Below are 19,579 nucleotides of genomic sequence, written 5' to 3'. Positions count from 1 at the left end.
CAGCCCATTACCCGGTACACAGGTAAGCGGCTGCCTTCCTGAAACTGTGCAGAAAGCAGTAGGCAAGATGTTGGCCAAGACTCGTCCTGGCGAGGGGGAGATGACGAAAAGCGTCGTTGATGGGTCCAACGGCACTAAAGTGAACACAAACAGCCTTTTTAGCCCTCTCAAACAGAAAAGGCTAAAAAGGCGCGTGAAACCGCTGAGAATAGAACAGGCCAAACAGCACAGTTTGACCCTTAAACGAATCTGTTCAGCTTACACAAAGACAAATAAATAGGTCGAAAAGCCCGGATTTTCATCTATCCGGGGTATTAACTCGCATCTTTTTTGTTGGCAGATTTTGTATATTCAGCCTTACCACAAAAAAACGTGCCATTGCAACGGCTTTTTGGGTAAATAACCGTCTTTTTTTTGTGTGGCTCCTCAGAACTTGCCGTTAACCTACTACGTCTCTGCACGCTATGAATTGCTCCATCTATACATTGTTTGTTTTCAAGTCTGACTATTGTTCATGCTCCTGTTAACTCAATGCGGATGTGGATAAACAAAGGCGAAATAAACCAGTACAAGTGGTAGCGTGAAAAAAAGTAGACCAATAGGTTTTTTGCGTCGACTAACAGGATTGTTACTATGACGAAGGGAGTATAAACAAAGTCGGTGATTTTGCTGGTTCTGTACCCTCAAGGATAAAATAAAGGTGATGCTTAGCGAAAAACTACAGCCAATCGCCCCTGTTGAGTTGCTTTTCTAATACTGTTAGAGAGAAGTTAAAGCGCGTTAACCTTAATCGTTCTATGTTTAGCCGATTTTTTGACCGATTTCTTCGGAAGAGAAGACCTACTTCGGAAGGACAAGTTATCTCCAGCGCTGACCGATTGAAAGAATATCTTTCCGCTGCCGCTACCCTGCATCTGACGGGCGATTTTACGGCCGCCCTGTCCGCTTGTAATAACGCGTTGTCAATAGACCCTATGAATGTCGAAGCTTACCATATTCGGGGCCTGGTTAGGTATTGCTTAGATGATCTGGCGGGTGCTCAGGATGATTGGAGTAAGATGGTTGATCTTCGAAATGGCATACGATAGACCGGTAGAAGCCAAATGAATGGCCGGTGAATCAGCCGATACCCGCGTTTACACCGGCTTAGCCAGACACGGCACAAATGGGGGTCGAATGTGGATGAAAACGCACGATAACAATCGCTTTTAAACGACAAAATCCACGGACTTCTCCGTGGATTTTGTCGTTTAAAAGCAGGTAAGTATTATCGTATCCGTTTGATAACCAGCGGCACACACGTCGCTGGTGGACAATTCGTTTCCAAGCCGGCATCGATGGCCAGAATATTGGCCTGGTTCGGATCACCCGGTACCAGTGTAATCGGCGCAGAGCGGCCCGTTAGGGGGTCGGCATCACTGTTCACGTTCGCTGGTACACCCGGTCGGTTGGGGTTCGGACTGATGAAATAGCCTGGAGGTAACGTCGTGTTATCAAACTCGACCACATAGGTACCCGCCGGGAGATTCGGGAACAGATACAGCCCACCGCCCGAGGTTATCGTGGTCGATACCACTGTATAGTTGCCCGGTGTTGTTTCCCGCAGCAACCGCACGGTTACCCCATCAATGCCGCCATCTTCGGGATCACGCTGTCCGTTTCGATTGACATCTGTAAAGACAATCGAGCCGATGCTGCCCTTTGGAATAGAATACCCCGCGTCCAGCGTTATGTTATTTTCGCCCGAGGTTAGCGTGAGCGGGGCCGTTACGCCCCCCACCGGGTCGGAGTCCGTCACATCATTGCCTGCATTAGATACCGTGGCTGAGTAGCCCGCCGGGGTGGTGAAACTCACACTGTAGGGAACACCCGGTGTCAGACCCGTGAAACTATACAAGCCATTGACAGTGGTGGTGGTGCTGGCGATGGCCGTGTTGGTGCCATCCAGCAGGGTGACGGTCACGCCCGCAATGGGGGTGTCGCCCCCATCCTGGATGCCGTTCTGGTTGTTGTCGGCGAAGACAAAGTCGCCCAGACTGGCCGGTCGGAAGTAGCCCATATCGAGGGTGGGGTTGTTCTCATTGGCGGCTAGCGAGTACACGCCTGTCAGGCCGGTGGCCGGGTTGCCATCCGAGTCGGTAGCATCCGGGCCGATGTTCTGAAGCGTGGCCGAGTAACCCGTTGGGGCCGTGAAGCTGACGCTGTAGGGAACACCGGGGGTCAAGCCCGTGAAGGAGTACAGGCCGTTGACCTCGGTGGTGGTGCTGGCCACTACGGTGCCACTGCTTAACAGACTCACGCTCACATTGGGTATGCCGGGCTCACCGGTGTTTTGCTGTCCGTTGCGGTTACTGTCCTCGAAGACGAAGTCACCTAATTGAGCTGTCGGCAGGAAGAAGCCTGCATCGAGGGTGGTGTTGTTTTCGCCCGAGGTCAGCGTGACCGGGGCTGTTAGGCCCCCCACGGGGTCGGAGTCCGTCACATCATTGCCCACGTTGGGCGTAGTGGCCGAGTAGTTAAGCGGGGTGGTGAAGCTGACCGAATAGGGGACACCTGGCGTTAAGTCCGTGAAGGAGTAGAGACCATTGACATCCGTTGTGGTGGAGTTAATGGGGGTATTGAGTCCATCCAGTAAGGTGACTGTCACGCCCGGAATGGGGGTATCTGTGCCATCCTGAACCCCGTTGCCATTGTTGTCGGCGAAGACAAAGTCGCCTAAACTGGCCGGAGCTACGGTACAGGAAGCCGGGGCCGTATAGGTCTGACTGGCCAGCCCACAAGTGGCTGCCGAAGTGGCTACGGAATGGAAAGCTCCGTCGCTACTCAGTCCGATAAGGGTGAAGCTGGTGGGACCATTGCCGGTTAGCGCTACCGTTGTGCTGATAGCGCCATCAGTCACCGTCACAACCTGACTCCCCACCGCATTCGTGGCCGACACCGAGCCAGTTAGCGAATATTGATTCGTCGCTGTATTGCACGCGCCGGGTGTGATAACCAGACTCAGCAAACAGGGTGGATTCACCGAACACGAAACGGGGGCCGTATAGGTCACCGAAGCTACCTGACTGGCGAAACTCACCGTAATTGTATGCGAACCCGTGCCACTGTTCAGGCCGCTCAGGCTGTAAGGCAGCGAGGTGGTGCCTGTAGTCACGGCCAGGGTGGTACTAACCGTGCCATCAGTGAGGGTAGCGGTGCCTGCCGGGGCGTTGGTCAGGGAGAGCGTACCCGTTACGATGTAGCCATTGGTGGCCGTTTCGCAGGTACCCGGCGTGGCCGTTAGGGCGATACCCAGCGAGCAGGATTCCGGAGATGTGTACGTCGCCGTGGCGGTATCACAACCGGGCAGGCTGGCCGTAATGGTCTGGCTGCTACCATCCGGGAGCAAGCCATTGAAGACCGCCGTAAAGGTAAAACTGGTGAGACCCCCGGCCACGCTGGTGGTCAGGCTTTGGGTGCCATTGGTCACTGTAAGAATACCGGCTGTGGTATTGGCTAAGGTGACCACTGCCGTGGTGGAGTAGGTACTGGTGGCCGTTAAGCACGGACCGACAGTTACCACGGGATTGATGGAGCAGACCGGCGTAGGCGTCACGGTAATGATAGCCGGGTCGGCATCATCCTCATCCGTAGCCGCAGTACTACCCCCTGGTGTGCCGGTGCCGTCGCCGTTAAGAGCGTCGTCTGACCCCGAATTCGCTGCCCCACCCGCGTCATTAACCGGGTTGGTATCCGGCGAAGAGTCGACATCCGTGCCACCCGTGGCCGAACTGATCTCCGTCCGGTTCACCAGTTCACCCGTCACGCCCGTGTTCACCGTAAAGATGATGGTGCGGGTTGTAGAGGCTCCCGCCGACAGGCTGGCAATGGGCGTGTTGAGCGTGGCGATGGTGCCGCTGCCGCTAACGGCCGTTGTCCAGTTGGGATCACTCAGGGTTAGTCCCGCCGGAATGTAGTCGACCAGATTAATTGTGCTGGCCAATACATTGCCCTGGTTGACGACCGTGACGGTGAAGGTTACACTACTACCCGGTGTAACCGAAGCGGCCTGACCGGGCGCTAATGTTTTCCGTAGGGCTAAGTCGAAGGCCGGAGCCGGAATGACCGTAATCAGAGCCGGGTCGGCATCATCCTCATCTGTAGCCGGGTTAGTGTCGCCCGGTGTACCGGTACCATTGCCCGTGATAACATCATCAGCGGGCGAGTTAGGTGCGCCACCCGCGTCATTGGCCGGATCGCTGTCAGGATTGGAGTCAATGTCGTTGCCACCACTGTTGCCGCTGATTTCGGCCCGGTTAACGAACTGCCCCGTTATCCCCGCATTGACTGTGAAACCGATGGTGCGGATTGTGGAGGCTCCCGCCGACAGGCTAGCAATGGGCGTGTTGAGCGTGGCGATGGTGCCGCTGCCGCTAACGGCCGTTGTCCAGTTGGGATCACTCAGGGTTAGCCCTGCCGGAATATAATCGACTAAGCTGATGGTCGTTGCGGGGACCGTTCCCTGGTTAACAACCGTAATGGTGAAGGTCACGCTGCTGCCTGCCGTGACGGTGCTTGACTGACCCGCCAGTATCGTTTTCGTCAGGGCTAAATCCAGCACCGTGCAGGAGGCTGGAGCCGTGTAGGTGACGCTGGCCCCTGTTCCCGCATAACTGACTGTAACTGTATGCGAACCCGTACCGCTATTGAGGCCGCTCAGAGCGTACCCTACGGAGGTGGCCCCGGCTGGGATCGACACCGTAGTGACCGAAGTCCCGTCGGTGATGGTGGCTGTGCCGGCTGTGGCGTTGGTCAGCGAGAGCATGCCCGTCAGGTCATACTGGTTGGTGGCCGTGTTGCAGACCCCCGGCGTAACCGTAATGGCTACACCTACCGAGCAGGCAACGGGGGCGGTGTAGCTCACAGTCGCACTGGCGCAGCCGGGCAGACTGGCCACGACCGTGTGCAGCGAGCCGTCGGAGGTCAGCCCGTTAAAGGTCGCCGTAAAGGTGAACGTCGTCAGCCCGCTGGCAATGGTCGCCGTCAGGCTGCTGGCCCCGTTGCTCACCGTCAGCAGGCCCGCCGGGGGGTTGCTCAGTTGAACCACCGTGGTGGCCGAGTAGGTATTGGTGGCTGCGTTACAGAGGCCGGGGGTGACCACCGGATTGATGGTGCAGACAGGGGCCACCGAGCAACTGGCCGGGGCCGTGTAGGTAGCCGTCGCCGAGCCGCAACCGGGCAGGCTGGCCGTGATGGTCTGGCTGGCACCCGTGGAGGTCAAGCCGGTAAAGACCATCGTGAAGGTGTTGCTGGTGCCCGCTGTGGTCGTGAAGGGCTGACTCGTTACGCCGTTGGAAATGGTTAGCGTACCGCCATTAGTGGGGTTCTGGACCGTCACGACCGCTGTGGTAGAGTAGGTGTTGGTGGCCGTTAAGCACGGGCCAACGGTTACTACCGGCGTGCCTACCGCACAAAGCGGGGTTACGGAACAGCTCACGGGTGCGGTATACGTTGCACTCTGCGAACCACAACCCGGCAGTAGGGCCATCAGGGTTTGGGTAAGCCCATCCGAAGGCTGATTAATAAAGATGGCCGTGTAGGTGAAACTGCTCAGGCCACCCGTTACGGTCGTGGTCAGGCTTTGGCCGCCATTAGTCACCGTCAGGACGCCCGCTGTTGTGTTCTGTATCGTTACGACTGCGGTTACTGAATAGGTGTTGGTGGCCGAATTACAGACACCGGGGGTAATCACCGGCGTGCCCACCGAACAAACCGGGGCCACCGAGCAACTTACGGGAGCCGTGTACAGGGTCGTCGCGGTGCTGCACCCTGGCAGGCTGGCTGTGAGAATGTGGTTGGCTCCATCCGAGGGCAACCCGGCGAAAATAGTGGTGAAGGTATTGCTGGTGCCCGCCGTAGTAGTGAAGGGCTGGCTGATGGCGCCATTGGAAATTGTCAGGGTAGCCCCACCCACTGGATTCTGTGCCGTCACAACCGCTGTTACCGAATAGGTGTTGGTGGCCGGGTTACAGACACCGGCCGTGGCCGTAATGCTCACTGAACAGACCGGGGCTATCGTACAACTGGCTGGCGCTGTATAGGTCGCCGTCGCCGAGGAGCAGCCGGGCACCGAGGCCGTTACCGTGTGTACACTGCCATTGGAGGTAATGCCCGTGTTGATAACAGTGAACGTATTGGAGGCTCCCGCCGTGGTGGTAAAGGTGCGGCTGATGGCTCCGTCGAGGACCGTCAGCGTACCGGCAGATGGATTGGTGACGGTGACGGTCGCCGTGGTCGAGAACGTGTTGGTGGCCGTCGAACACAGGCCCACACTGACTGTGGCACTGATGGAGCAAACGGGGGCCACCGAACAACTGGCCGGAGCGGTATAGGTCACGCTCTGGTCGGCACAGCCGGGCAGCGAAGCCGTCACTGTATGCGAAGCCCCATCCGAGATTAAACCCGAAAAGAGAGCCGTATAGGTGAAGCTGCTTAACCCACCCGTAATGGTGGTCGTCAGGCTTTGTCCACCTGTGCTCACGGTCAGTACGCCCGCTGGCGGATTGGTCAGTTGGACAACCGCCGTAGCTGAGTAGGTGTTGGTGGCACTGGCGCACAAACCCGGTGTCACCACCGGCACAATCGTGCAGACGGGGGTCAACGAGCAGGCAACCGGCGCGGTGTAGGTGGCCGTTGCCGAGCCGCAACCGGGTAAGGTAGCCGTGATGCTATGCGAGGCTCCGTCGGAGGTCAGCCCGTTGAAAATAGCCGTGAAGGTATTGGAACTACCCCCTGTGGTGGTGAAGGGCTGGCTGATGGCTCCGTTGGAAATCGTCAGTGTCTGACCGCCCGATGGGTTGAGCACCGTGGCCGTTACCGTGGCCGAATAGGTGTTGGTAGCCGAAGCACACACGCCCGCTGTCACCGTCGCACTTAGCGAACAGGGGAGGTAGAAGCCTGCATCGAGGGTGGTGTTATTCTCCCCGGAGGTTAACGTCACCGGCGCGGTTACGCCCCCCACCGGGTCAGAGTCCAGCCCATCGTTAGCCCCCACATTGGGTGCTGTGGCCGAGTAGCCCGCCGGGGTTGTGAAGCTGACCGAATACGGTACACCCGGTGTCAGGCCCGTAAACGAGTACAGACCTGATGCATTGGTGGTGGTGCTGGCGATGGGCGTGTTGGTGCCATCCAGCAGCGTCACTATCACGCCCGGAATCGGCGTGTCGCCCCCGTTCTGAACCCCATCCTGGTTGGTATCGACGAAGACGAAGTCACCCAGACTGGCGGGTCGGAAATAGCCCATGTCTACGGTCGGGTTGTTCTCACCCGGTGTCAGGCTGTAGGTGCCCGTCAGGCCCGTGGCCGGGTTGCCATCCGAATCGGTAACGTCGGGGCCAATGTTCTGAAGCGTAGCCGAGTAGCCCGTTGGGGTGGTGAAACTCACCGAGTAAGGTACGCCCGGTGTTAAGCCCGTGAAGCTGTATAAACCGTTTACATCCGTCAGGGTGATACCTGCTACAGTAGTGCCGCTCAACAGCGTCACCATCACGTTAGGGATGGGGGTATCCCCCGCATCCTGGATACCGTTGCGGTTATTGTCGGCAAAGACGAAGTCGCCTAAACGGGCCGGAATCAGGAAGAAGCCCGCATCTAAAGTCGGGTTGAACTCGCCGTTGGCCAAGGTCACACTCTGGGTGCGGCCTGTGGCCGGAAGGGCGTCCGAATCTTCGGTATCGTCGCCCCCCAGATTGGCTCCGGTTGCGGTGTAGTTGGCGGGCGTGGTGAAGCCTACTGAATAGGAGGTGCTGCTGCCCGGCGTCAGACCCGTGAAACTATACAGGCCGCTGGCGTTGGTGACGGTGGTGGCCGAGGCTACCCCGTTGAGGTAGAGTGTGACAGTGACATTGGGAATGGGGGGTTCGCCCGCATCCTGGGTGCCATCCCGGTTGGTGTCTTCAAAGACAAAGTCGCCCAGACCAGCCGCATTGGAGGCACAGTTCTGAACCAGTTGAGTCGAGACGCTGCAACCGTTGAGGGTGGTGGTCAGGGTAACGCTTTGGCCCGAGGTGATGCCCACGACGGTGTTGCCCACGATGATACCGGTCGAGGTGGTCACCACCGCACCGGGGGTGGTGGTGAAGGAGACCGTGTAGGTAGCAATACCCACGCAGGATACGCTGGTGACCAGTGTAGGCAGCGGATTGACGGTGACGGTAGCGGTGGTCGTACTCCGGCACCCGCTGGCACTGGCGACCGTGACGCTGATAGTGGTGGTGCTGGTGGGCGTCAGGGTGAGCAAGCCCGTCAGATTGGTCAGGCCGGTGCTGAAGGTGTAACTTGTTCCACCCGTGGCCGTCAGCGTTGCCGTTTCACCGGCGCAGATGGTGGCCGGGGTCAGCGTGGCGACCGGCAGCGGATTGACCGTTACTGTGGCCGTAGTCGTGCTGCGGCACCCGCTGGCATTAGCCACCGTGACACTGATGACGGTGGTGCTGGCGGGGGTGAAGGTGAGCAGCCCGGTGGTGTTGACTAAGCCCGTGCTGAAGGTATAACTCGTTCCTCCGGTGGCCGTTAAGGTGACGGGTTGACCGATGCACACCGAGGTGTTCTGGGTCAGGGTGGCCACAGGCAGGGGATTAACCGTGACGGTGGCGGTGGCCGTCGCCGAGCAACCCCCAGCGGTGGTGGCTGTCACGGTGAAGGCGGCTGTTACGGTCGGGGTAATGGTTAAGATGTTGCCAATGGCACCCGATGTCGAAAAGACGTAGGTCGCTCCCGCTCCAGCTCCCGACGCGGTCAGGCTGACGGGCTGCCCGGCGCATACCGTGCCCGAGGTGAGGCTCACGCTCGGCGGAGCTACTACCGATACGCTGACGGTTGCGGTAGTGAAGCAGGTTGGACTACTGCCCACGGTGATGGTAAAAGTATTCAGCCCCAGGGCTAAATTAGTAGCTACTGCCGTTGCCGAGGTCGTTGTCGATAGGGTAACACCTGCCGGACCACTCATGGTATAGGTGTAGCTACCCGCCGGACTGACCTGGGCTGTAAGCGTGACCGCGCTGCCCAGACATACAGTACCGCTGCTGGCCAATGCCGTCAGGGACGGTGGTATGCAGGGGGCTAAGCCAAAATCATACGTATGGTTGTTCTCGCCCGGCCCGCCGGTGGTGAGCCGGATGCAGGGGCGACTGATACCGCCTACCACATCGACTTTCGCATCGTTGTTGATTTGGGTCGTACCCGAATTGGTCGTGCCGCTTTCGCCCGGTGTTACGGGAGATACGTCGGTCAGGGTCAGGCCGGTAGCGGCTGTGCCACTGCCGAGGCTCGTAATGACTAAGCCATACGTTGTGCTGTAGGATAAGGCCGATGTAGAAACCGACGAGGTCGAGTTGGCCGAGGTGCTGCCCGGCGAACCGAAGTAATATTCCCCGGCGGCATTGGTCGTTACGCTGGCCAGTGCAGTTGTTTTAGCCGCATCATAGAGCACGACGACAGCCCCGGCAATGGGTGGTTCGCAGGGGTCCTGGATGCCGTTGCGGTTGATGTCGCGGAAGACGCGGTTGCCAATCTGGATGGGGGCGATATCGCAGAACAGTTCCAGGTCGCCCAAACCAGCCGCTTTACCAAAAAAGGCACGGTTTCCTGTTGTGGCATTTATAATCTGATAGGCATCGGCTCTGGTTCCGTTCGTGTTGCTTAAATAATAGACACCCTGCGAATTGATATTAACCGGGTCCATGCCGGTTAAGGCAAGTTCATTGCGACCAGGCAACAGGGCCAGCCCACCGAGCGACGTTTCGAAGTGAGCAATAGCCAACTGCTCACCGGAATAAAACTCTCCGCCACCAGGACCCTGATTGTTATTGGGAGCACCCGTCAGGGCACCAACCCGGCCATTGTTTTCCAGAATAAAGCTCGTTGGCGATTGATACTGCGCCCGCAAAACATCCCCTCCGTCGGCATATTCTTCGCTCAGGGTTCCATTCGGATAGTAGTTGAGATACCCCCACTGGTGGGCGGCCCGGTCGATGAAGCCCATAATCATGTCGCCGTTCACGTCAAATTCAATATCGGATAAAATGGGCGTGGGATAGGCCGCTAAATTATCATTACAGTTAACGGGTTTTGTGTTGACTAACCAGGGGAGCCATTGCGTACCACAAGGGCCATTGTGACTTCGCCCTTTCGCGTAGGTTAAGGGAACGGTAACGACCGGTGTAAACGTGGTTGACCCATCATCGGGCAGGCGATAGACCACACTTTGCAGGTTGTTCCGGTTCTGGCTGAATTCCGCATTGCAGGTGATGCCCACATACATGGCTCCATTGTAGTACTTAGTGCCAAACGCGTAGTGTTCCCGGCCCAATGTCGCACCGGCAAGGGAAGTAATCTCGATACCGGCAATGGACGCCGTCCCCGTTACGGCACTCAGGCTAACATCCAGTGTGCCATCGCTTACCGCTACAGTAAAGGTCTGCGTAGCGGTCTGATTGGCGGGTAAGGTCAGAGCCTGCGTTGTGGCTTCGACGGTATTGGTCTGGTTGCGGGCTATGTTTGTACCAAAGTAAAGTACAACCGAATAGCTGCCATTAGGCACCGAAACCCGGTATTGTACCGACGTTCCCTGACGCGCCGTTGAATAGGGCACACCCGGTCGGCCAGTGGCAACGACCGCGCCGTTTATAAAGAAGCCGTCGCCCCCAAAACCACCCGTAAACCCGCCGGTATTATTGCCCGAATTAATGTAGAGTTTGTTAGTCAGGCTCGCGCAGGGTATCGGCAGGTCATAACTGGTCAATGCGCCCGCTGAGCCATCGGGATTGATGGCAATCTTCAGCAGTCGGTGCTGATTGATATTAACGGTCCAGAGATTTTTGCCATCCTCGCTGATGTCGAGGTCGCCTAAGGCTATTTTGCCGACTTCCGTAAAGGCAAGCGGATCGGCATTGGGCGCGGTGGGTAGCCCCAGGCCACGACCGGCATCGTTGGGCAGGGTGCCTAAATCCTGATTATAGGGCGCTTTGGCCAAATCGACCCAAACGGCATTGGTTGGCGTTGCCGTCAGGTTGGATGTGACGTAAATGACACCTAAGTCGGCCAGCCCATTGCCATCATTGTCTTTGATGCCCGTGTGCCGTTTCAGAAATGTGGATGAGAACAGTTGTTTCGTATAGCGGTCATAGGCCAGCCCCCAGGTTGAACCAATCTCGTTTTTGCTGGCTAAGTGGTTCGGGTTGGGGGTTGTACCGGAGTTGTCGTAGTTGAAACTGATCAGTACGTCCAGTGGAGCCGTTGTGTTGGTGCTGGCGCCATTGACATAACAACTGGTTGCCATCAGCGGATTCGTCTGGCAGTAATCGAAGGGTTGGTTTAACCCCAGACTGATGGAGCAGCTACCAGGGCGGGTAAACTGAACCGTCGTGCCGTTCTGACTGCCCCGTGCTGTGGGTTCAAAATCGGCGGGCAGGTTGCTGAATTCGACGCGGTAATCGGTCGTAGCCACTAAGCCCGTCACGCTGTACTGACCTTTAAGGTCGGTCTGCACCTGCGCCACCTGCACACTGCCACCGGTGGCATCGCAGCGGGAAACGGTGACCGTCACCCCAGCAAAACCGGTTTCGGTGTTGTTGACCCCGTTGTTGTTATAATCCCGGTAGACTACCCCGCCCAGACTGGTCGTCGTACTCACACAAGGCGTGCAGGGAACGGGCGTGAGCGTAACCTCGACCGTGTCCGATACGCAGGTATTCAGGGTAGCCAGCACACCATACGTTGCCGTGGTGTTAATGGCCGCCGTGATGTAGGGATTGGCGGCTCCGGCGGCTCCCGCGATGGGGGTCCCATTGAGCAAAAAGCGGTAGGTGGTGCCAGCTTCTCCCGACGCTACCAGCGTGGCCGACGTACCCTGGCAGACCAGTGGGTCGACAGCAATCGACGTGACGGGCCGGGGCCGGAGAATAATCGTGCGCTGGGCAACGGGCTGGCAGGCTCCCGATGCCGATACTAACAGGGCATAGACCGTGATGGTGTCGTTATCTCCGCTAAGGTTGTCGGGCAGCAGCACATTGCTGAACGTCAGTGTTTTGTTGCCTGTAGCCGATGTCGAGGCCACCGTTGCCAGTTCCGTGCCCGATGCCGTGTAGGCGTCGGCAGGCGTTGTGAGCGGGTCGTCGAAGTACACAAGGCGGATGCTGTCGGGAGCAACGGCGTTGCTCGTGACCGTGAAGGTCGTCGTGCTGTTGCCGCAAAGCTGGGCGTTGTTGGCTGGCGCCGTGAAGGTGAGCGTGACCGTAGGCCGGATGCTCAGGCTGGTGTAGGCCGTATCGCCACAGGCAACGGTACCATTTTGGCCAATAATAGCGTAGTAACGGGTAGCGCCAACGGCAGGTTGCTGGGCAACCGCCGGGCTGAAGGTCAGGCTGGTAGCCCCGCTGATAGTTGTAAAGGAGGTACCAGTTACGTTGGTTATATACCACTGCTGGCTGGTAACGGTATTGCTGACGACGGTAGCCGTGAATGAATCAATGGTACCAGCCTGGCAAATGGTTTGCGAGGCTGGTGACACCGCCAGTTGGGCCTTGGTAGGGCACGTTTGTGCTTGTGCCAGTTGGCTCACCAGTACCAACAGCCCAATGAAACTTAAACCGGCTGCTTTACCTCGAATTGAGCGGCTAAACAGCCGGTTCATGTTAATTTTAGCAGCCCTGTTTCTGATGCCGATCCCTTCATTGCAAGACACAGGCATAGGCCCTGGCTCTACTACTCGATACCACAGCACACCTTTTTTAAACAGGAAACCTGTAAAATGGGCAAATAGGGTTCTAAGAAGCTGGTTTTCGATAGATTCTGGATTCATATCGAGGATATTTGGGCCAGAAAGTACCTATTAGTAGATTAGCGTACTCACTGGTGATTGAAATGCCGCAAACGGCTATGTCAAACCAGATACCACAGAATGCCAAAAACACTGAAATTATTTTTAACTGCATGAACAGCAGGATTTAGCCAACAAAACTCCTGATTAAAATGACAAACATGTTAACAAAAAAGATATTGGTAAACTTGGATTTATCAATTGGCATCTTATTTGAAATTAATTACATCAAATTTAGCTCATGGTAACAAAAATACTTAATTAGATACTTAACTTGTAAATAAAAATATAAATACATATACTTAAAAAAATTATAAAATTTTTTTGGTTGTCTGACAATTTTTGTGGTTAGGTAATCGGTCCATTTGGGTAAGCGGGTGCATCCTCGGCCTGTATCCTCACAGGACGCTTATACGTAATGCCCATTAAAGCGTCCTGTGAGGATACAGGCCGAGGATGCTCTCAACCACAAAAATTGTCAGAGTACCATTTATGTATATCCGTATAATCGGGAAATCTTCCGGAAAAGTTGGTCGCCTGCGGTTAGTGGAGGCACACCACGAGTTGCTATGAGTCAGGGTAACCAGGCGCGGGCCAGCTTTACAGTTGGTTTATCAGGCCAGCGAGTCGGCTGTATTGTTGTCCGCAAAAAGGTATATTTGGCAGCTAAACGGGGCGTATCTGGATGCTAACTACGGACAAACGATTTGTCGAAAACCTAAACCGGCTGATTGACGAAAACCTCGACAATCCGGCCTTTTCGGTGGAGACCATCTGCCAGACTTTAGCTATCAGCCGATCGCAGTTGTACCGTACCCTTAAAGAGCAAACCCAGCTCTCGCTATCCTTGTACATCCGAAAGCGCCGGCTGTGCCAGGCCCGGCATTTGCTGACGACCACCGATTGGCGCATTTCGGAAATCGCGGATGCTGTAGGCATCACAAATCCCCAGAACTTCAGCACCTATTTTATTGAGGAGTTCAAGACAAGCCCCAGCGAGTTCAGAAAACTGGGTGCCCAGTCGGCAGGCGTCGATTCGCTGCAGCTATTGCCGGAGACAATACCAGATGCCGCGCCCGCGCCTGCTAAACCTACTGAAAGCCCGCCCGCCCACTCGCGCCCTGGCGGGCGGATTTATGCCCTGATCACGGGGTTGGCGCTTGTTGCCAGCGTGGGTCTGTATCTATGGCAGCAAACCCAGCCCGCCAGCCGCCCCACCCAGCCCGTTGGCAACTCGCTGGCCGTGTTGCCGTTCATCAATTTGGGAGCCGCCGATAGCAGCCCGATCTGTGAAGGCATCATGGATGATGTGCATCGGTCGGTTTCGCTGATCAAAAGCCTAAGGGTTATTTCGCGGTCTTCGTCGGATCACTACAAAGATACCCCAAAAAGCATCTGGCAGATTGGCGATGAACTACAGGTAGCCAACGTTCTGAGAGGCAGTGTGTTGAAGGCCAGCAGCCACATTCAGGTTAAGGTTGAAATTATTGGTACGCAGGATGATATTCTGCTATGGAGCCACACCTACAGTGCAGCTTATGCCGATATTTTCACACTGACCGATCAGATCGTTCAGGATGTAGCCCGGCAACTGAAGCTGACAATCAACGCATCGCCATCCGAAAAATTAGCGCTCGCCCGAACCAAAAACCTCGAAGCGTACAACATCTTTTTGCAGGGCCGGCAATTGATCGTGACCCGTACCAAAGCCAATGTGCTGGAGAGCATTGCCCGCTTCGACCGGGCGTTAGCCATCGACTCGACGTTTGTCGAAGCATACGCCTGTAAAGCTGAAGCCTTCGTTATCTTACCAAATTTAGGGTATGCCGATGCGAAAGAAGCCCTTCGGCTGGGTGAACAAAATGCACTTACGGCCATCCGGCTCGACCCAACCAACAGCACGGCCTATGCCGTTCTGGGGAATCTTTACCATGATACCTACCAGTGGCAGGCCGCTGAGAACGCCTTTCGGATTGCCCTGCAGCATAACCCCAACGATGTGCAGGCCAATTACTGGTATAGCCTCCTGTTGCGGTCGTTAGGACGCTTAGACGAAGCTGTCCACTACAGCATGCAGGCCGTTGCCCTCGATCCGCTTTATCCGGTCGTTCTGGCAGGTCACATTACCAATTGCGCCTATGCAAACCGCTTCGACCTGGCTCGTGGGAGTATCGAAAACGGGCGGGGCCTTTTCGATGATTCATTCATCTATCACACCGCTCAAGGCTACGAGGCTATGTGCCGAAAGGAGTATAAGCGGGCCGTGGCTGAGTTCCAGAAGGGAATTTCGTTAAATCCTGACTACAAGCGCCCGACACATACGCTCATCTATTGCGAAGCCAAACGAGGAAATCGGCAACGCGCCATCACCTTTCTCCGCGACTTAAGGGAAACCACCCCTCGGGCCAATTACGAGCGGGCCGTCGTATATGCCGGTCTGGACCAGGCTGATAGTTGTCTGCATTACCTGAAAAAAGCCGCCGATGGAGGCTATCTCTATCGCGACCTGAAGGTACTGCCGGTTTTTAAACCCTACAGGTCGCACCCGGTATTTACCGCCATCCTTCGGCAATATCAGTTGCCCGACAAGTAGCGGTATCGACGTTTTATAAGGGAATCTGGTGCAGATTTCGCCAACTCAATACTTGAGCCAGGCTACGCTTTTGAACCTCATCGCCCCCATAAACCAGAAAACTTTCGGCTGGCAACGCGCCCGATACGACCTGAAAGTAGCGTAAACCGTCGAAAAACTGCGTATTGATGGTTCGTCCCGATTTGATCTCAATGGGGAACAACCGACCGCCCTGGTCGAGCAGCAGGTCAATCTCGTGTGCCCCGGCGGCATTCCAGAAATACTGCCGGGGCGGTTGGTTTCGGTTAAGGCTATTTTTCAGAATTTCGTTAATAACAAAATTCTCGAACAGCGCACCCTTCGCAAAATGGCGGTTTAGATCGGCTACCGTCCGCAGACCAAGCAGAGCACAAGCCAGACCCGTATCGTAAAAATACAGCTTGGGCGTCTTCACGATTCGCTTGTTGAAATTCTGATGGTAAGGGCGAAGTGTGTGAACGATAAAACTGGTTTGCAGCACACTCAGCCACTTATTGATTGTTTGGTACGAGACACCAACTAAGCTGCCGACTTCAGAAAAATTAACTAACGGACCGATGCGCCCGGCGCAGATTTCGAGAAACTGCCGAAAAGGTGTTCAAATCGCTGATGTTTACAAGCTGCCCCCGATCTCGTCTAACGAAAAAGGCAACAAGTTGAAAATAGCCACCCGCCCGGCGAGGCTCTGCGACACGTTTTGCATGAGCAACAGGTTTTGCGAACCCGATAGAACGAATTGGCCCGGTACAGGATCGCGGTCGCTCGTTACCTGAATATAAGAAATTGATGTTACGCCCAATTGCTACCAAACCAGACGCCCCTACGGGGCTGACGCCGATGGGGTACGACAGGCTACCAAACCAGACGCCCCTACAGGGCTGAACCAGCACCATTCCGCAGCCCTGTAGGGGCATCTGGTTTGGTAGCCTGTCGTCGTACCCCATCGGCTTCAGCCCCGTAGGGGCGTAGCAATAGACCGGGCGTAACAGCAGTAAGAAAGTAAATCAGGTGCATATTGTATTTCGTCAATGATAACTTTTTCGCCGACGTTCCGGAGAAACCCTTTGGGGTCGGTCAGGGCAAACCGACACTGTTCGATATCTTCCAGATTGCGATACGTATGCTTTGGGAAGATTTGTTGTATCAGCGTTGACTTACCACTTTGCCGGGGACCGGTTACGGCAACCACAGGCATTTTTTCAGCAGCCGAGATAACCAACGGAGCAATTGTGCGGGAAATCATACCTGCAATATAGAATCTCAACGTCTACTCTGCAAGTCGACCCTAAAAATACACTTCCGTGCAACAATAGACGAAGTCTGAAACAATACACGAAGTTTTTGGCACAATAGCAGAAGCCTTTTCTGGCAGCAAGCCCCAACCTTGTGACAGCAAAATCAAGCCTCGCTGTCATGGATTACCCCTACCAGGCAATCGACTTACGCCCCCGGCGACCCTGCTCCAGGCGGGCTGCCTGCATAGCTATTACAGGATTCCTGATGGCTTTGCTCTGGGCTTGTCGGCCTGCGCCCCCTTCGGACCTGGAGCGGAACCAGGCCGCCAATATCCGGCTGACCAAAACCCTCCACGACCACCTCAATCACCACGAGTGGCAAGCCGTTGAGCGGCTCTGCGCCGAAACCGTGCGCTACCGGAGTCGGGGAACACACTTCGCTGAAGTGGAAGAACCCAAAGCTCAGTTTTTAACCCACTACCGAATGATGCTGACGAGACAAAGGCCTGGCTCGCTGGAAATCCGGCAGCTCTACTGTGCCGGGGGCTACCATGTGATTGTTGAAGGAATTGCTGCCGGGGAGCCGCCAGACTCCCCCTTGCCGGTCTGTTTGATCTACACCATCGAGAAAAACCACATTACCCGGCTCCATGCCTATTAGCGATTATTGGTTAAGCCGTTGAGTAAATTTGATTTACACAGGACTTACGCAAAATTACCCCCAACCCCCTGAAGGACGCTCGGCCGCTGCCGGGCTTTGCGTGCTCGAATTAAGTCCGGCAGCGGCCGACCGTCCTTCAGAGGATGTAGGGGTTTTTGCGTAAGTCCTGTTACATTCTGTTGTTCGGTCCTGAATGGGGTCCAACGAAGAGTTACCAAACCAGACGCCCCTACGGGGCTGACGCCAATGGGGTACGACAGGCTACCAAACCAGACGCCCCTACGGGGCTGCGGAATGGTGCTGGTTCAGCCCTGTAGGCGCGTCTGGTTTGGTAGCCTGTCGTACCCCTGTAGGGGCGTAGCAATAGATCGGGCGTAACAGCTTCATTATATAACCAATAACGGCGTACTTACAACAAAACGGTTCTTGATTCGGAGGTTTACGATGCACACTGACAACGGAGTTCTGACGAAATTAGACACCTTTTTAGACGCGAATCTTGATAATTTAGCGTTGCCTTCTGATGTTATCTGCAAAAAAATCGGCTTAAGTCGGTCGCGATTGCACCGCATCATCAAAGAAAAAACGCAGCTCTCGATTACGCTCTACATTCGGCAAAAACGATTGGATCGGGCCAGAAGCCTACTCGGGGAAACGGATTTACGGATTTCGGAAATCGCCTATCTCGTTGGCATCGAAAGTCCGCAAAATTTTAGCAAATACTTCGCCGAAGCCTTCCACGTCAGCCCTACTGCGTTTAGAAGCCAGATCGAACTCGAAAAAAGCACCCCTCCGGCTCCGTCAGTCCAGAAGGTATCGCTGGCCGTATTGCCGTTTCTGAACCTGAGCACTGATCCTGAGCAGGCGTATTTCAGCGATGGAGTAACCGAGGAGATTATCAACGTACTGAGCCACATGCCCAACTTACAGGTAGTTGGCCGGACGTCTTCGTTCACCTTCAAAGGGAAAAATCAGGATCTGCGGCTTATTGGCGAGCAACTGAACGTAAATCATATTCTGGAAGGGAGCGTCCGAAAATCAGGTAATAAACTGCGTATCACGGCGCAGCTTATCAACGCAGCCGATGGGTATCATCTGTGGTCGGAAAAGTACGACCGGGAATTAACCGATATTTTCGACATTCAGGACGAGATTGCACTCGCCATTTTAAAAGAAATAAGTGGACACTTGTTTGGCAGCGAGCCCGGTATCCTCCTCAAACGATACACCAATAACCCCACCGCCTACCAGCTTTATTTACACGGGCGTTTTTACCACAATAAGTTTGCAGGAGTCGATGAATTCAACAAAGCGATTGAATATTATCAGTCGGCCATTGACCTGGAGCCAACCTATGCCATTGCCTATGCGGGTATTGCCTCCTGCTACCTGAATATGTGGTTCTACCGGCACCTCCCGTCGGCATATAGCCTGCCGCTCATGAAGCAGGCAACGGAGCAGGCTCTGCAGGCCGACAACGGTATTGCCGAAAGCTACCTGGCGCTGGCCCGCATGAACTTGCTCTATGAGTGGGACTTTGCCAGCGCGGCCACCGCCTTTAAAAAAGCCCTTGAACTGAACTGGAATACCGCCGAGTTGCATGGACAATATGCCTTGTATTGGTCGTTGCTGGGCAATCAGACCAAAGCAGAAGCAAACGCCACGATGGCCCTGTCGCTGGAGCCATTTTCGCTGATTAATAACTTTTATGCAGGCTATGTGTACTGGGTAGCGGGAAACTTCGAAAAAGCCATCGCCCAGGGTCGGCGACTAATGTCCCTCGAACCTGCCTTTTGGGGTGGATACCTGATTGTTGGCCTGAATTCAATAACCCTAAAAAACTATGCGGAAGCCCGGCATACTCTGGAAACAGCCCTGCACCTCCAGTATAACGGCATTACGCTCAGTGCCTGCGGGGCATTATTCGGGCTATCGGGCGAGACAGAAAAAGCGCGGGATAGCCTTGCCCAACTGGTCGCGCTCAACAAAACGCAGGTGGTAGACAACTATGACATGGGCATTGTGCACGCCTGTTTGGGCGAGGTGGATACGGCATATGGGTATTTTCAAACCGCCATCGACCAGCACGAGCCGCCTATGCTATTTTTCAACTACATAGTTAGAGACTGGCTGGCAGACCTGGGGCACGATGCCCGGTACGAAACGCTCATTAGCCAGGTCATTCGGTAATGTAGTTTCTTCCGGCTGCCTCGCTT

At 55.4% G+C, this 19,579-nt stretch carries 6 protein-coding genes and 1 pseudogene; 3 read left to right on the top strand and 4 right to left on the bottom strand.

Annotated features, from left to right (window positions below; translation table 11 throughout):
• Nucleotides 1-1,267 precede the first annotated feature (1,267 nt).
• Nucleotides 1,268-12,670, bottom strand: coding sequence for an SdrD B-like domain-containing protein (locus tag ACYVI1_RS02645; RefSeq protein ID WP_460906406.1), 11,403 nt, complete (start codon nucleotides 12,668-12,670; stop codon nucleotides 1,268-1,270).
• A gap of 871 nt (nucleotides 12,671-13,541) precedes the next feature.
• On the opposite strand from ACYVI1_RS02645, the gene ACYVI1_RS02640 reads away from it, so the two are divergent.
• Nucleotides 13,542-15,449 (top strand): helix-turn-helix domain-containing protein, encoded by a 1,908-nt coding sequence (locus ACYVI1_RS02640; RefSeq protein ID WP_460906404.1) that lies wholly within the window; start codon nucleotides 13,542-13,544, stop codon nucleotides 15,447-15,449.
• 13 nt (nucleotides 15,450-15,462) lie between these two features.
• Here ACYVI1_RS02640 and ACYVI1_RS02635 read toward each other — a convergent pair.
• From ACYVI1_RS02635 to ACYVI1_RS02625, 3 genes and pseudogenes are all read right to left on the bottom strand, one after another.
• Nucleotides 15,463-16,047: pseudogene (locus ACYVI1_RS02635) on the bottom strand (ATP-binding protein); the annotation flags it as partial.
• 33 nt (nucleotides 16,048-16,080) lie between these two features.
• On the bottom strand, nucleotides 16,081-16,266 hold the full coding sequence (locus tag ACYVI1_RS02630) for an AAA family ATPase (RefSeq protein WP_460906402.1): 186 nt from the start codon (nucleotides 16,264-16,266) through the stop codon (nucleotides 16,081-16,083).
• Nucleotides 16,267-16,416: 150 nt separating this feature from the next.
• Nucleotides 16,417-16,710, bottom strand: a complete 294-nt coding sequence (locus ACYVI1_RS02625; RefSeq protein WP_460906400.1) for an AAA family ATPase — start codon at nucleotides 16,708-16,710, stop codon at nucleotides 16,417-16,419.
• A gap of 170 nt (nucleotides 16,711-16,880) precedes the next feature.
• Here ACYVI1_RS02625 and ACYVI1_RS02620 point away from each other — a divergent pair, with 170 nt between their 5' ends.
• The gene (locus ACYVI1_RS02620; protein ID WP_460906398.1) at nucleotides 16,881-17,363 is read left to right on the top strand and encodes a nuclear transport factor 2 family protein; all 483 of its coding nucleotides are present in this window, start codon (nucleotides 16,881-16,883) and stop codon (nucleotides 17,361-17,363) included.
• Nucleotides 17,364-17,807: 444 nt separating this feature from the next.
• Entirely contained in the window at nucleotides 17,808-19,553 is a 1,746-nt protein-coding gene (locus ACYVI1_RS02615) for a helix-turn-helix domain-containing protein (RefSeq protein WP_460906396.1), read from the top strand.
• Nucleotides 19,554-19,579 lie beyond the last annotated feature (26 nt).

This window comes from Spirosoma areae, assembly GCF_054781775.1.
This window is presented reverse-complemented; position numbering and strand designations above follow the sequence as displayed.